At 48.6% G+C, this 14,355-nt stretch carries 12 protein-coding genes and 1 pseudogene; 4 read left to right on the plus strand and 9 right to left on the minus strand.

Annotated features, from left to right (window positions below; translation table 11 throughout):
• Positions 1 to 69: 69 nt before the first annotated feature.
• Entirely contained in the window at positions 70 to 1,128 is a 1,059-nt protein-coding gene (gene dinB, locus H4O27_RS05910; protein WP_165007608.1) for a DNA polymerase IV, read from the minus strand.
• A 73-nt stretch (positions 1,129 to 1,201) separates the two neighbouring features.
• Here dinB and H4O27_RS05915 point away from each other — a divergent pair, with 73 nt between their 5' ends.
• Positions 1,202 to 1,723 carry a hypothetical protein gene (locus H4O27_RS05915; RefSeq protein WP_165007611.1) on the plus strand — a complete coding sequence of 174 codons (522 nt, stop codon included), beginning with the start codon at positions 1,202 to 1,204 and terminating at the stop codon, positions 1,721 to 1,723.
• 65 nt (positions 1,724 to 1,788) lie between these two features.
• Here the strand turns inward: H4O27_RS05915 and H4O27_RS05920 are convergent, their stop codons facing one another.
• The 8 genes and pseudogenes from H4O27_RS05920 to H4O27_RS05955 all read right to left on the minus strand — a co-directional run bounded on the left by H4O27_RS05920 (position 1,789) and on the right by H4O27_RS05955 (position 9,462).
• Positions 1,789 to 2,844 (minus strand): sulfate ABC transporter substrate-binding protein, encoded by a 1,056-nt coding sequence (locus H4O27_RS05920; RefSeq protein WP_165007614.1) that lies wholly within the window; start codon positions 2,842 to 2,844, stop codon positions 1,789 to 1,791.
• Between the two features lie 135 nt (positions 2,845 to 2,979).
• The gene (locus tag H4O27_RS05925; protein WP_165007617.1) at positions 2,980 to 4,005 is read right to left on the minus strand and encodes a sulfate ABC transporter substrate-binding protein; all 1,026 of its coding nucleotides are present in this window, start codon (positions 4,003 to 4,005) and stop codon (positions 2,980 to 2,982) included.
• A gap of 157 nt (positions 4,006 to 4,162) precedes the next feature.
• Complete coding sequence (locus H4O27_RS05930; RefSeq protein ID WP_165007620.1) at positions 4,163 to 4,645, minus strand: GNAT family N-acetyltransferase; 483 nt, start codon at positions 4,643 to 4,645, stop codon at positions 4,163 to 4,165.
• Between the two features lie 117 nt (positions 4,646 to 4,762).
• On the minus strand, positions 4,763 to 5,368 hold the full coding sequence (locus H4O27_RS05935; protein ID WP_165007623.1) for an inner membrane-spanning protein YciB: 606 nt from the start codon (positions 5,366 to 5,368) through the stop codon (positions 4,763 to 4,765).
• Between the two features lie 174 nt (positions 5,369 to 5,542).
• Positions 5,543 to 6,688, minus strand: coding sequence for a 5-(carboxyamino)imidazole ribonucleotide synthase (locus H4O27_RS05940; protein WP_165007625.1), 1,146 nt, complete (start codon positions 6,686 to 6,688; stop codon positions 5,543 to 5,545).
• A 226-nt stretch (positions 6,689 to 6,914) separates the two neighbouring features.
• Positions 6,915 to 7,200 (minus strand): annotated as a pseudogene (locus H4O27_RS05945) (GIY-YIG nuclease family protein).
• 192 nt (positions 7,201 to 7,392) lie between these two features.
• Positions 7,393 to 8,868: an anthranilate synthase component I gene (gene trpE / locus H4O27_RS05950; protein WP_165007628.1), complete on the minus strand. Its 1,476-nt coding sequence runs from the start codon at positions 8,866 to 8,868 to the stop codon at positions 7,393 to 7,395.
• A 177-nt stretch (positions 8,869 to 9,045) separates the two neighbouring features.
• Positions 9,046 to 9,462, minus strand: a complete 417-nt coding sequence (locus H4O27_RS05955; protein ID WP_165007631.1) for a YfhO family protein — start codon at positions 9,460 to 9,462, stop codon at positions 9,046 to 9,048.
• 175 nt (positions 9,463 to 9,637) lie between these two features.
• Here H4O27_RS05955 and H4O27_RS05960 point away from each other — a divergent pair, with 175 nt between their 5' ends.
• From H4O27_RS05960 to aceE, 3 genes are all read left to right on the plus strand, one after another.
• Complete coding sequence (locus H4O27_RS05960; RefSeq protein WP_165007634.1) at positions 9,638 to 10,423, plus strand: SDR family NAD(P)-dependent oxidoreductase; 786 nt, start codon at positions 9,638 to 9,640, stop codon at positions 10,421 to 10,423.
• Between the two features lie 15 nt (positions 10,424 to 10,438).
• The gene (locus tag H4O27_RS05965) at positions 10,439 to 11,050 is read left to right on the plus strand and encodes a Smr/MutS family protein (protein WP_165007636.1); all 612 of its coding nucleotides are present in this window, start codon (positions 10,439 to 10,441) and stop codon (positions 11,048 to 11,050) included.
• Positions 11,051 to 11,608: 558 nt separating this feature from the next.
• Positions 11,609 to 14,278 carry a pyruvate dehydrogenase (acetyl-transferring), homodimeric type gene (aceE, locus tag H4O27_RS05970; protein WP_165007639.1) on the plus strand — a complete coding sequence of 890 codons (2,670 nt, stop codon included), beginning with the start codon at positions 11,609 to 11,611 and terminating at the stop codon, positions 14,276 to 14,278.
• Positions 14,279 to 14,355 lie beyond the last annotated feature (77 nt).

A 14,355-nucleotide genomic window follows, 5' to 3' on the forward strand; every position in this document is an offset into this window, starting at 1 on the left:
GAACATTATTGTCATGCCCTCATTGTCCGCCTATAGCAGACCGAAAGGAAAGAATGCTTTTCTATTTCTTTATAACCAAAGCGGTTGCTGCTGGTTTTTCGGCAATAAATGGCTGACCCCGATACCGATTAAACGAAAAGCATCTTCCGTTTGCGGCGGCACGCGTTCAACCAATGTGCGTGCGGCTTTAAGCAGGGCTTGGCTGCCGGGTAACACCGAAGAATAAGTCACGGAACGGGTGATGATGCGGAAATCATGGGTTTTGAGTTTGAGCGTAACACCTTTGGCATCAACGTTTTTGCGCTGGAGTTGCTGCCATAAATCTTCGGCCAAATGCGGTAAATGTTCTATCGTTTGTGCCAGCGACAAATCTTCCGGCAACGTGATTTCGGTCGAAATCTGCAAACGCTCGCGGCTGGCTTTTACCGGCCGTTCATCCGCCCCGCGTGCCAAATCGTAAAGCCGATAACCGTAGCGGCCGAAATGGTTTAAAAGTTCCCCACGCTCGAAGCGGCGCAGGTCGCCGGCAGTCTGCATGCCCAGCGCCTGCATTTTTTTCAGCGTGACTTTGCCCACGCCGGGGATTTTGCCCAGCGGCAGCGTTTCTAAAAAAGCATCGATTTTTTGCGGATGCAACACAAATTGGCCGTTGGGCTTGCGCCAATCGGATGCGATTTTGGCGAGAAATTTATTAGGCGCAATGCCTGCGGAAGCCGTCAGACCCGTTTCGGCAAAGATTTCGGCGCGGATTTTTTCGGCGATTTCACTGGCGTAGCGAATATTTTGCTTGTTGACCGTGACGTCCAAATACGCTTCGTCCAAAGAAAGCGGCTCGATTAAATCAGTATGCCGTCTGAAAATAGCGTGAATCTGCGCCGATACTTGGCGGTAGAGCTCGAAATGCGGCGGAATATAAACAGCTTGCGGGCAAAGCCGTTTCGCCGTCGCTACCGACATTGCCGAATGCAAACCGAATTGCCGCGCTTCATAAGAAGCCGCACAAATCACCGAGCGTGCGCCATCCCAAGCCACCACCACGGGCTTGCCTTTCAGGTGCGGCTGTTCGCGCAATTCTACCGAAGCGTAGAATGCGTCCATATCGATATGGATGATTTTGCGGCCGGTCATAGGTGTAGAGAGTGTTATTTCAGTTGCGGATAGGAAGTATAATTCATTAGTATATTCAGTTAAAAGGATAAATATGTTTTATGAGTTATGGAATTTCTTAGGCACATGGTTAGAAGCCAATTGGATAATTTTTTGGGTAATGATACCTTTTTCTTTTGTTATCTATTTAATAGCTTTTGCCGGATGGCATTGGCCCGAACTGGATGGAATAAAGGGGAAAGAATACTTAAAATTATTTATAATCCTTATCTGCATTATTGTAGAAGCAATTTTTATGGAGCTTAATAATGCTAACCAATCTTCTGAGGACTTATCAACCACAAGCCTGATTGTGCTAAACGTTCTTCCTATTTTCCCTTCTGCCCTCCTATTATATTTGTTTGGAAAATGGAACGAGCAGATACGGCCGCTTAATGAAATGGTAGTGATATTAGGATCTATGCATATTTCATGTATGATGGTTTTAGCTTCTTTGCCTGTGACTGTACAAATTAAAATTTTAGCCAATTTAACTTATTTAATATTACCGGCCTTCTTTATCTATCAGATTACGACACCAAAAGTTTCTGATGATGAAAGAGATAGTTCTGGTTAAATATGAAGGCCGTCTGAAAATTCAAATCCATTTTCAGACGGCCCGTTTCTTAAACACATCAAACTTTATTTCTTAGGCGAGAGTTGGTCCACCAAACCGCCGTCGGCGAAATATTTCTTCATGATGTCTTCCCACGAGCCGAATTTTTCGTTTGGCGTGAAGGTTTCGATGGCCGGGAAATCGGCTTGGTGCTTGGCCAATATGCCGGCATTACGCGGGCGAAGGTAGAGTTTGGCAGCCAATTCTTGCGCCGGTTCGCTCCACAGATATTCCAAATATTCTTTGGCGGCTTCCTGCGTGCCTTTTTTGCCAACCACAGAATCAACCACGGCAACCGGGCTTTCCGACAAAATGGTGTAGCTCGGGTAAACGATTTCAAATTGGTCTTGGGTCAGTTTTTTGCTGACGTGGTTGGCTTCGTTTTCAAAAGTTACCAATACGTCGCCAATGTTGCGTTGGCTGAAGCTGGTGGTGGCTGCGCGGCCGCCGTTTTCAAATACAGGGGCGTTTTTCAAGAAGGCGGCGACAAATTCGTTGGTTTTGGCTTCATTGCCGTTGTTCACTTTCAAGCCGTAGCCGTATGCGCCCAAGAAGGCGTAGCGGCCGTTGCCAGTAGTTTTCGGGTTGGCCAATACGATTTGCACGCCGTCTTTGGTTAAGTCGTTCCAGTCTTGAATCTGCTTCGGATTGCCTTTGCGCACCAAGAAGACGGTGGTGCTGGTAAACGGCACAGCGTTATCCGGCAGGCGTTGCGCCCAATCGTTTTTCACCAAGCCTTTTTGTTCCAGCAATTCGATGTCGGAAGTTTGGTTCATGGTCACCACATCGGCCGCCAATCCGTTGGCAACAGACAAAGCCTGCTTGCTCGAGCCGCCGTGTGACTGCTGCACATCGATTTCCGTGCCATTGTGTTTGGCTTGGTATTCTTTGATAAACAGCGGGTTGTATTCTTTATAGAAATCGCGTGCCACATCGTAAGACACGTTCAAAAGGGTAATGCCTTTGCCGTTGGCGGCAGGTGCGGCGGCATTGCCGCCGGCGGCTTTTTCTTCTTTCGGTGTGCAGGCGGTTAAGGCTACGGAAGCGGCGATGGCGGCAAGGGTCAGGTTACGGATGGTCATGTGTTGGCTCCTTCAATCGATGGGCGTACTTTATACCGTCTGATTGAGCGTGAGAAATAATGTTTGATTTGGTGATTATCAGTTTTGGTTATAAGTAATCAGGCCGTCTGAAATGTTTTCAGACGGCCTGAAGGTTTACTTCGCTGTAGTGGTCAATTCGTCAAACATACTGCCGTCAGCAAAAAATTTCTGCATGATATGCGGCCATGCCCCCAAGGTTTCGTCGGGGCGGAAGGTTTCCAAATCGGGAAAATCGGCATGATTGGCGGACAAAATGGATTTGTCGCTCGGACGGAAGTAAAGTTCGGCCGCTAATTTCTGCGCAGGCTTGCTCCATAAAAATGCCAGGTATTCTTTGGAAATGGCTTCGGAATCTTTTTTTTCGGCCACGCTGTCGACCACGGCTACGGGGGTTTGCGCTTCGACGGTGTAGCTTGGGTAAACGATGTCGAATTGGTCGGGCGCAAGGTGGCGGCTGACGAAATTGGCTTCGTTTTCCAAGGTAATCAACACGTCGCCGATTTGGCGTTGGGTGAAGCTGGTGGTCGCCGCGCGACTGCCGTTTTCAAACATCGGCACATTATTCAGCAGTTTGCGCATAAAGTTTTTCGCATCGGCTTCGTTGCCGTTATTTGCTTTCAAGCCGTAGCCGTATGCACCCAGGAAGGCATAGCGGCCGTTGCCGCTGGTTTTCGGGTTGGCGAACACGACTTGGACGTTGTCACGTGCCAAATCTGTCCAATCGTAAATCTGCTGCGGATTGCCTTTACGCACGAGAAAGACGGTTACGCTGGAAAAAGGCACGGCGTTATTCGGCAAGCGTTGCGCCCAATCAGACTTGACCAAGCCGCGTTGCTTCAGTAAATCAATGTCGGAGGTTTGGTTCATGGTCACCACGTCGGCGGGCAAACCGTTGGCCACCGACATGGCCTGTTTGCTCGAGCCGCCGTGTGATTGTTGGATATGCAAATCGATGTGCGGATGGTTTTTGCGGAAATGTTCGATAAACAAAGGGTTATACGCTTTGAAAAAATCGCGCGATACGTCATAGGAAACGTTGAGAATTTTCTTATATTGGTCTTTTTCGGTATTGGTTTTGCCGCTGCCGCAAGCAGCCAAAGACAGTGCGGTTAAGGCGATGATAAAGCGGATTTTGTCCATGTGTGTTCCTTTGTCTCGTCGTTTTATCGGACATACTTTAATCGGCAGGAGACAAAAAAGGAAAGAATGGTTGATTGTATCGAAAGGATTTTTGGTTATATATTTTATACAGTTATTGAATAGGCCGTCTGAAAGTATCCGGACGGCCTGACAACTGCTATACATATTTGCGCATTAATTCGCATTTGACTTTGACTTGTTCGTTTAAGGGCAGCGCCGCTTCGCCTAAGGATTCGTAACCGTTTAAGCGGTAAAACGGCACCGAATTGAGCGAAGCATAGAGTTTTAAAAAACTCAAGCCCGCGTTGTGCGCCAATTCTTCGGCCCGCTGCAACAGCGCCGTACCCAAGCCTTTGTTGTGCATTAAGGGATGGACATAAAGCGCGTCAAGCTGCGCTTCTTTGAAATCGACTTGGAAAAAGCCTTGAATCACGCCACGGTATTCTACTACCCACAAAGCCTTGGTTTTATCCGCCATTGTGGCGTGATAGCTTTCCATGCCGAGCAATTCTTCCCATGCCTGCAACACGCGTTCGTTATAGCTGCGGATGCAGGTGTATTGTACGGCATGCAGATGCGCGCTGTGAATGAAGGGGCAGTCTTTTTCGGTAGCGGGACGAAGCACAGTGAGTAGATTCATGGTGGTTTTCACAAAAAGCGTCGGACAAAAGGCCGTCTGAAAATCAATAATCGATGAAGTGATTATAGCAGCAACACAGCTGATTCAGACGGCCTGCAAACGAAATTTTTGCTGTCGTTATTCGCTTTTAAAATGCTTGCGTAACACGAAAAACATAATGCCCATGCAGCTGAACATCACAATCAAATCGCCAAATGCGGTGAATTCGCCCCAGTATCGGCCGCCGGCGAATACAAAGGCAAAAAAAGCATGCAGCGCGGCCAGCAGAAAAAACATGCCGGCCCAAGCCCAATTGAGTTTTTTCCAGCCATCAGGCGAGAGCACCAACACCGAATCAAACATTTTTTGCACGGCAGAACGGCGGTCGCTGAAGAAAAAGTGCGACGCCAGCATGCCCGCGCCGAATGCGGCATTGAGCAACACGGCTTTCAGGCGGATGTAGTAATCGTCGCTCAAGGCCAGCGTCACACCGCCGAATACCACAGTCATCGCCAGCACAAACCATTGCCGGCGCTCCAAACGGAATTTCTGTTCCACCAATTGATAGCCGTACACCAGCACCGTGGCGGTAATCAGACCGGCAGTGGCGGCCAAAACGTGATTATTGCCAACGCCCGCCGCGCCGGTGAGTTGCAGCAGCGGATGGTCGGTATCGGTCGGTTCGACGGTTTTATAAAGGTAGAAAAAAACAATCAGGGGCAGGAAATCGAGTAAAGCTTTCATGAGATGGGGAACTTAGGTTTCAGACGGCCTTCGGTTCAAATAGCTCAAAGGCTGTCTGAACAATCAATAAAAATGCCGGATTACAGATTATAAAATCCGACCCGATAGAAACGTTTTCAGACGGCATATTGTAGCGCAAATGCCGTCTGAAAACAGAAAACGATTGTAAAGCCCTTAAGCGCGTTTCAATGTGGCGTGTAAGGCTTGGGCCTTTGCAAAAGCAGCATCGGCATCCTTAGCTAAAGTAACAAAATGCCCCATTTTACGACCCGCACGTGCGGCTTTTTTGCCGTAAAGATGCAGGAAAGAAGCCGTATCGCTTTGCAGTGGCAGCCAATCCGGTTCACTGCCGTCATCTCCCCAGACATCGCCCAAAATATTTGCCATGCAGCAGGCCGAGAGCAGGCGGGTATCGGCGGGGGGAAGGCCGCACATAATGCGCGCCTGCTGCTGAAATTGGTCAGCGGCGCAGGCATCGATGGTGTGGTGGCCGGAGTTGTGCGGGCGGGGGGCGATTTCGTTTACCACCAATTCATGCGTATCGCCGACCACAAACATTTCCACCGCCAACACGCCGACATAATCCAATTCGTCCGCCAACCGTTGCGCCATCTGCCGCGCCTGTTGCTGAATATCGGCACTCAACCGCGCCGGAACGATGGAATAGGCCAGAATGCCGTTTTCGTGAATATTTTCCGCAGGATCGAAGGTTTGCACATTGTCGCTGTTCAGACGGCATACCACTACCGAAATCTCGCCACGCAAATCGACCATTTTTTCCAACACGCAATCCACGCCGCCGTGTTCGGCAAAAGCGGCTTTCAGTTCGTCTAAGGTTTTGACCCGAATCTGCCCTTTGCCGTCGTAACCCAAGGTAGCGGTTTTCAAAATGCCCGGCAAAAATGCCGCGCTCTCTTCGGTGATGTCTTCCGCTTTACAGACGGCCTGATAAGGCGCAGTCTGCAATCCGGCTTTTTGAATCCGCGCTTTTTCCTGAATGCGGTTTTGTGCGATTGCCACACAGTCGCCGCTTGGGGAAACACGGGTATGTTGCGCCAAAAAACGCATGGCATCAGCATTGACGTTTTCAAATTCGGTCGTTACCGCCGCACATTTAGCCAATTCGTTCAAAGCGGCTTTATTGTCAAACGGCGCACACAAATGGCGGTCGGCAAATTCGGCCGCCGGCGCATTCGGATCAGGATCGAGTACGGTGACTTGATAGCCCATGGTTTTGGCGGCAATAGTAAACATACGTCCGAGCTGGCCGCCGCCGAGGATACCGAGATTGGCCGGGGGTAGGATGGAGGTGTTTTGCATGGTTTATGATTAGATATTTATTAATTAATTCAAAATGAATATGAAGGCCGTCTGAAATGTTTCAGACGGCTTAGGCTGCCATTCCCGCATAAGTGGGAATCCGGACTGATAAATTTCAGCAATTTTTCTTTCTAAGTTTCGGAGTATCAATGTTCTGGATTCCCGCCTACATGGGAATGACGGGAAAAATTGATTTATTGGATAACATTAAACTGTATTCTGTTTTTTATTCAATGATTTCAGGCCGTAAGTCCCGCCGAATTGGATTATTTTCTTCAAGCAAGCGTAATTTCCATTGTCTGTTCCACTTCTTAAGCTGTTTTTCTCGTGTTATTACATTTAGCATCGTTTCATGCAATTCATACCAAACCAAGCGTGTAACGTTGCAGCTATCGATGAAGTCTTGTGTCAACTGCTCTTTGTGCTGATATACGCGCTGAATCAGGTAGATGTCGCGCCGATGTAAGCGTTCCATTGCGTTGATTGGCAACGATGTATACAGCAGGCTGTATGAATAATCCCAATTGAACTTGACGGCCCGTAAGTCAGTGTATTTCGAAATTAAAGAAAGAACTATAGCCTGTCATTCCCGCATAGGTTAAGAAATCCAGAGTTTCAAATTATTGTAATAGCCGAATATCCCCGAACCAATAAGTCTGGATCCTACCTATGCGGAATGACGGGCAAAAAGAGCCAGTCTGCTCCTACTTATCCAACCCTTCCTGCACCATCTGCGCCGCCCGAATCACGGCTCGGGCTTTGTTTTGGGTTTCGTTCCATTCGGATTGCGGGTCGGAGTCAGCCACCACGCCTGCACCGCTTTGTACATAAAGCGTGTCGTTTTTAATCACGGCGGTGCGGATGGCAATCGCCAAATCCATATCGTTGTTGAAGCTCCATACGCCCACGGCACCGCCGTAGATGCCGCGTTTGCTTGGCTCAATTTCTTCGATGATTTCCATAGCGCGTATTTTAGGTGCGCCGGAAAGCGTGCCGGCGGGGAAGGTGGCGGCCAGAATTTCCATGTTGGTGATGTCGTCTTTCAGACGGCCTTCCACATTCGAAACGATATGCATCACATGGGAATATTTTTCCACCACCATTTTATCGGTAACGCTGACTTCGCCGGTTTGGCTGATGCGGCCGACATCGTTGCGTCCTAAATCGATGAGCATTACGTGTTCGGCGATTTCTTTGGCATCGTTCAATAAATCTTGCTCGTTGGCCAAGTCTTCGGCAGGGTTTTTGCCGCGCAGGCGGGTGCCGGCAATCGGGCGTACGACCACGGTTTCTTGTTCGCGGCGCACGAGAATTTCCGGTGAAGAGCCGACAATGTGGAAATCATCGAAATCGTAATAAAACATATACGGTGACGGGTTCAGTGTGCGCAGGGCGCGGTAAAGTGCCAGCGGACTGTCGGTGTAAGGCATGGTCATACGCTGGCTCGGCACGACCTGCATGCAATCACCGGCAAAAATATAGTCTTTGACTTTTTCTACGCAGGCTTTAAACGGTTCTTCGCCGAATTCGCTGACGGCTTCGGTACGGCTGCTGCCCAGCGACAGGGGTATGGCGCAGCTTTGGCGCAGTTGGGTACGCAGATCTTCCAAGCGTTCGCGTGCTGCTTCGTAGCCGTTGGTTTGGCTTGGGTCGGCATAGATAATCAGGTAGATTTTGCCGGAAAGGTTGTCGATCACAGCCAATTCTTGCGACAGCATCAGCAAAATATCCGGTGTGCCGAGTGGGTCGGCTTTAGGCGGGTTTTTCAGGCGGTGGGCGAAATGCTCGAAATTATAGATGGTTTCATAGCCGAAATAGCCGACCAAACCACCGGTAAAGCGTGGAAGGCTTGGGATTTCAGGCGTTTTGAAACGTGCGTGGAAGGCTTCGATAAAGGGAAGCGGATTGCCGTCGTATTGTTCGACGATTTCACCGTTGAGATACACATCGACATGTTTGCCGCTGGCTTTCAAATAATGATGGCAGGGCAGGCCGATGAAGGAATAGCGGCCGAAGCGTTCGCCGCCGACCACGGATTCAAGCAGATAGGTAAAGGGTTTGTTACCCAATTTGAGATAGAGCGACAAGGGCGTATCGAGATCGGCGAGGACTTCCTGCACCAGCGGAATGCGGTTGTATCCTTGTGCGGCTTGGGTTTGATATTCTTGTTTGCTGATCATGTTCAGACGGCCTTACCTGAAAAATGCGATGCGTGTATGCAGCGAAATGGTCGATGTTAAAGAGTGCAAAGAGTATAGCAGTTTATGGGGGTATTGTTAACCGCTTTGCCGAAGCCGCAAAGGCCGTCTGAAACAAAAAATGAACACCGTTTCGGTGGGAAACGGTGCCGGGTGAGATTAGAAGCTGGAAGCCGTATCGATTTTGGTTTGGCGCGCGCGCTTGAATTTAATGAAATAGCCAAGGGCGACCGGAATCAGTGCCAAAACGATTTTAAATGTCCAGCTCGCATACCAAGGCTTGGCAACCACAATCGCTTGGCTTTCCGTGCCGGGTACGATGAAGTCTTTAATCGCAAACCAATCGAGAAACGGCCACCAGCAGGCCACCAATAAGCCCAAGAACCATGGCCAAATCATGCGGCTCAAATCACGCTGCCACAATACGAAACACACCGCCGCCCAAAGCAGGGTAAAGCCGGTGATCACTAAAGAAGTGTAGGTGTCGGCACCGAGATAAGCGGTGAGAAAATAGGTCAGGGCGACCCACAATAATCCTAAAACGAATACGATTAATTCTTCAGGACGTTTGAACATTCGGTTTCTCCAAAACAGCGCATATTTTATCAACTTGATGAATAAGGAATACTATACCTGAAAAGCGTTTTTGTGAAGATGATTCTGACGCACGTTTCAGTACGGCCCGATTTTTCAGATAAAAAGAACTATGGCAAAATATCGTTTACTTTGAATCCATCCAACGGAACCTGCCATGCGCCAAAAAATCATCATTACCGGACATTCAAGCGGTTTGGGTAAAGCCTTGGCTGCGCATTATCTACAAGCCGATATGGAAGTGTTGGGTATTGCCCGCCGCAAATTGCCTACGCAAAACGGTTTGCAGCAGATCGCACTGGATTTGGCCGATTTGGAAAAATTGAGTGCATGGCTGCAAAGCGGTGCAATCGAAACATTTATGCGGAATGTCGGTGAATTGGTGTTGATTAATAATGCCGGCACCGTTGCGCCCTGTTCGGTGTGCGGCAAACAGAGGCCGTCTGAAATTGTGGCGGCGGTAAGTCTGAACATTACCGCGCCTTTATTGCTCAGTAATCATGTTTTGGCAGCCAAGGCTGAAAATCAAACAGTAAAAATGGTGCATATTAGTAGCGGCGCAGGGCGTAATGCTTATCAGGGCTGGAGTGTTTACGGCACCACCAAAGCCGCTTTAGATCATCATGCGCGCTGCGTGGAAGCGGAAAACCACCGCAATGTGAAAGTATGCAGCATTGCGCCCGGCGTGGTCGATACCGATATACAGGCGCAGATTCGGGCGCAAGATGGTGACGATTTCCCGATTTTGCCGCGTTTCCGGCAGCTTCATGCCAATCAGCAATTGAGTTCTCCGGAGTCGGTTGCCGAAATAATTGCCGAAATGATTGCCGATGCTGATTTTGGGGATGAAATTATTCAAGATGTCCGCACATGGCAGTCATTGAAACAGACTTTTCAGACGGCCTTATCGCCAAACATCGTAAAAACAGGCCGTCTGAAATAAAATAAGGAACATCAAATGAATATGGATTTTCAAGCCACATTAAAAGCCTTAGGCAAACAAGCGAAAAAAGAAGCAGGGCAGCGTAAAATTGAAGCAGCGGAAGCCAAAAAGCACGAAGAAGAGCCGGTAGATTTTGCGAAAGCGGTCGGTGCTGTAACGCCTTTGAAAAATTCGAAACGCTACGAAGTGCCACGCCCGAAAACTGCCATCAAACCGCGCCCGAAATCAGAAAGTGAGTTGGCGGAAGAAGATTATTTCTATATCGGCCAAGGCGACTGGGACGAGCCGCCGGCCACCTTCAGCAAAAACGGCCAAGGCAAAAACGATATTCAACGTCTGCGCAACGGCCATTATCCGGTGGTGGCCGACGTAGATTTACACGGCTATACGCAGGAAGAAGCGCAACAAGTGTTAAACGAATTTATCGAATTTACTAAAAAACGCGGCATATGCGGTGAAATCGTACATGGCAGTGGTTTGGGGTCGGCGGGCTATAAGCCGGTTTTGAAAAATATGACCCGCCGCTGGTTGATGCAGCATCCGGATGTGTTGGCTTATGTCGAGCCGCGACAAGGTAATGATGGTGCGGTACGGATTTTGCTGAAACGCACGCGTCGTGAAGGATAATAGAACGGTATAGCCAGTTTTATCTCAATTATACAAAGCCTATACAAAGCCGTCTGGAAACCAAAAAGTTTTCAGACGGCTTTGATTTGTTTAAAATGTAAATGAGAATTTTATTTATTTAAATCTTTACGCTTTTTTGCTTAGAAAACGAAAGCCAAAGCGAAGGTACTCTTTTTCTTAAATGATGGCTGTAGCACTTAATGCGAAAAGAAAATATTCGATTTATTTCGATTATGAATTTTTTGGAAAATTACACAAAAATTCAGGCTGAAAAAATTTGATTTTTATTGAATAATTCACCGGATTGGTTTGCCAGCCGGAATAAATACTGATAGGATTTAAGCCGTCATTTTAAGTAGGATAATTATGACAAAGGCCGTCATCAAGCGGCATTGGTAAATTTTGCCTGTAAATCAGATGTTTTGGCGGTAAAATCGTCATATGCTTCACTTAAATATTCGATTTTGAAAATTTTATTTTCTAAATTGAAAATATTCGAATCGACTCGAAAGAATGCTTTCAAAGTCGGTGTTTGTAACCAAATATAAGGATACTGATATGTCCACTCAATTGCACGATGTAGATCCGATTGAAACACAGGAATGGTTGGATGCATTAAGCTCGGTTTTAGAAACCGAAGGCACCGAACGCGCCCACTTCCTGCTGGAAAATCTGGTGAAATATACCCGCCGTCGCGGCGTTCACATGCCGTTTGACGCCACTACTGCTTACTTAAACACCATTCCGGTAGGTAAAGAGCAGAAATCTCCGGGTAACCACGAATTGGAACACCGCATCCGATCTGCCATCCGTTGGAATGCTGCGGCCATGGTGTTGCGTGCAGGTAAAAAAGATTTGGAATTGGGTGGTCATATCGCATCTTTCCAATCGGCTGCTACGCTGTATGACGTAGGTTTCAACCACTTCTGGCGTGCTAAAGGCGAAGGCGAAGAAGGCGATTTGGTGTTTTTCCAAGGTCACGCCGCGCCGGGTATTTATGCCCGCGCATTCGTTGAAGGCCGCCTGACTCAAGAGCAACTGGACAACTTCCGTCAAGAAGTAGACGGTAAAGGCATTCCTTCTTACCCTCACCCGCACTTGATGCCTGATTTCTGGCAATTTCCGACCGTATCGATGGGCTTGGGGCCGTTGATGGCGATTTACCAAGCGCGTTTCTTGAAATACTTGGATTCGCGCGGCTTGAGTAAAACCAAAGGCCGTAAGGTTTGGGTATTCTGCGGTGACGGTGAGATGGACGAGCCGGAATCTCAAGGCGCCATCGCATTGGCTGCCCGCGAAGGTCTGGACAATTTGATTTTCGTCATCAACTGCAACCTGCAACGCTTGGACGGCCCGGTACGCGGTAACGGCAAAATCATCCAAGAACTGGAAGGCAACTTCCGCGGTGCAGGCTGGAACGTGTTGAAAGTGATTTGGGGCAGTAAATGGGATGCCTTATTGGCGCGCGATACCAATAATGCACTGAAACAACGCATGGAAGAAGTGTTGGACGGTGACTATCAAACCTACAAATCCAAAGACGGTGCGTATGTACGCGAGCATTTCTTCAACACGCCTGAATTGAAAGCTTTGGTTGCCAATATGTCCGACGAAGAAGTTTGGGCATTAAACCGTGGCGGTCACGATCCCCACAAAGTGTATGCGGCTTACCATGAAGCGGTAAACAACGCCGGCGGCCGTCCGACCGTGATTTTGGCAAAAACCATTAAAGGCTACGGTATGGGTGCTTCCGGCGAAGGCCAAAACGTTGCCCACCAAGCCAAAAAAATGGACGTGAAATCGCTGAAACAATTCCGCGACCGTTTTGGTATAGACGTAACTGACGAGCAAATCGATAGCGGCGACTTGCCATATTACCGCTTTGCCGAAGACAGTGAAGAAATGAAATATTTGCGCGAACGCCGTAACGCCTTGGGTGGCTACCTGCCGCAGCGTAATCCGAACAACGAAGCTTTGCCTATTCCTGAATTGAACGCGTTTGACGGCCAATTGCAATCAAGCGGCGATCGTGAGTTCTCTACTACCATGGCGTTTGTCCGCATCTTATCAACTTTGTTGAAAGACAAACAAATCGGTAAACGCATTGTGCCGATCGTGCCTGATGAAAGCCGTACCTTCGGTATGGAAGGCATGTTCCGCCAATACGGTATTTGGAACCCTAAAGGCCAACAATACACCCCGCAAGACAAAGACCAATTGATGTTCTACAAAGAGTCGGTTGACGGTCAGATTTTGCAAGAGGGTATTAACGAGCCGGGTGCGATGGCAGACTGGATTGCGGCGGCCACATCATACGCCAACAACCGCTATGCCATGATTCCGTTCTACATCTACTACTCAATGTTCGGTTTCCAAAGGGTTGGTGACTTGGCATGGGCAGCCGGCGATATGCACGCACGCGGTTTCTTGTTGGGCGGTACTGCCGGTCGTACAACTTTGAACGGCGAAGGCTTGCAACACGAAGACGGCCACAGCCAAATCCAAGCCGATCTGATTCCGAACTGCGTATCTTATGATCCGACGTTCCAATACGAATTGGCCGTGATTGTTCATGACGCATTGCGCCGCATGTATGTAGAAAATGAAGACGTGTTCTACTACCTGACTTTGATGAACGAAAACTATACCCACCCGGCCTTACCTCAACGCAAAGGTATCGAACAAGAAATCTTGAAAGGTATGTACTTGCTGGAAGAAGGCGGCAAATCTGACAAGAAAGTTCAATTGATGGGCTCGGGCACCATTTTGCAAGAAGTGATAGCCGGTGCGAAATTGCTGAAAGAGGATTTCGGTGTGGAAGCCAACGTGTGGTCTTGCCCTTCATTTAATGAATTGCACCGCGATGCTATGGAAGTAGAACGCTACAACCGTCTGCATCCGCTGGAAGAAGCCAAAGTGCCGTTTGTAGCGCAACAATTGAAAGGCCATGAAGGTCCGGTCGTTGCCGCTACCGACTATGTCCGTAGCTTTGCAGAACGCATTCGCGCCTACATTCCAAACGATTTCCATGTGTTGGGTACCGACGGTTTCGGCCGTTCTGACAGCCGTGCAAATCTGCGCCGCTTCTTTGAAGTTGACCGCTACAACGTAGCCGTTACCGCTTTGGCTGCCTTGGCTGATGAAGGTAAAGTAAGCAAAGAAACCGTACAACAGGCCATTGAAAAATACGGTATCGCCACCGATACCTCACCAAGCTGGAAACGCTAAAACGTTTCAGACGGCCTTGTGATCAAAGGCCGTCCGAAAAAAGATTTTGAATATCTGTTCTTATTCAAAATCAAGCG

This window comes from Neisseria yangbaofengii, from assembly GCF_014898075.1.
GTDB lineage: Bacteria > Pseudomonadota > Gammaproteobacteria > Burkholderiales > Neisseriaceae > Neisseria > Neisseria yangbaofengii.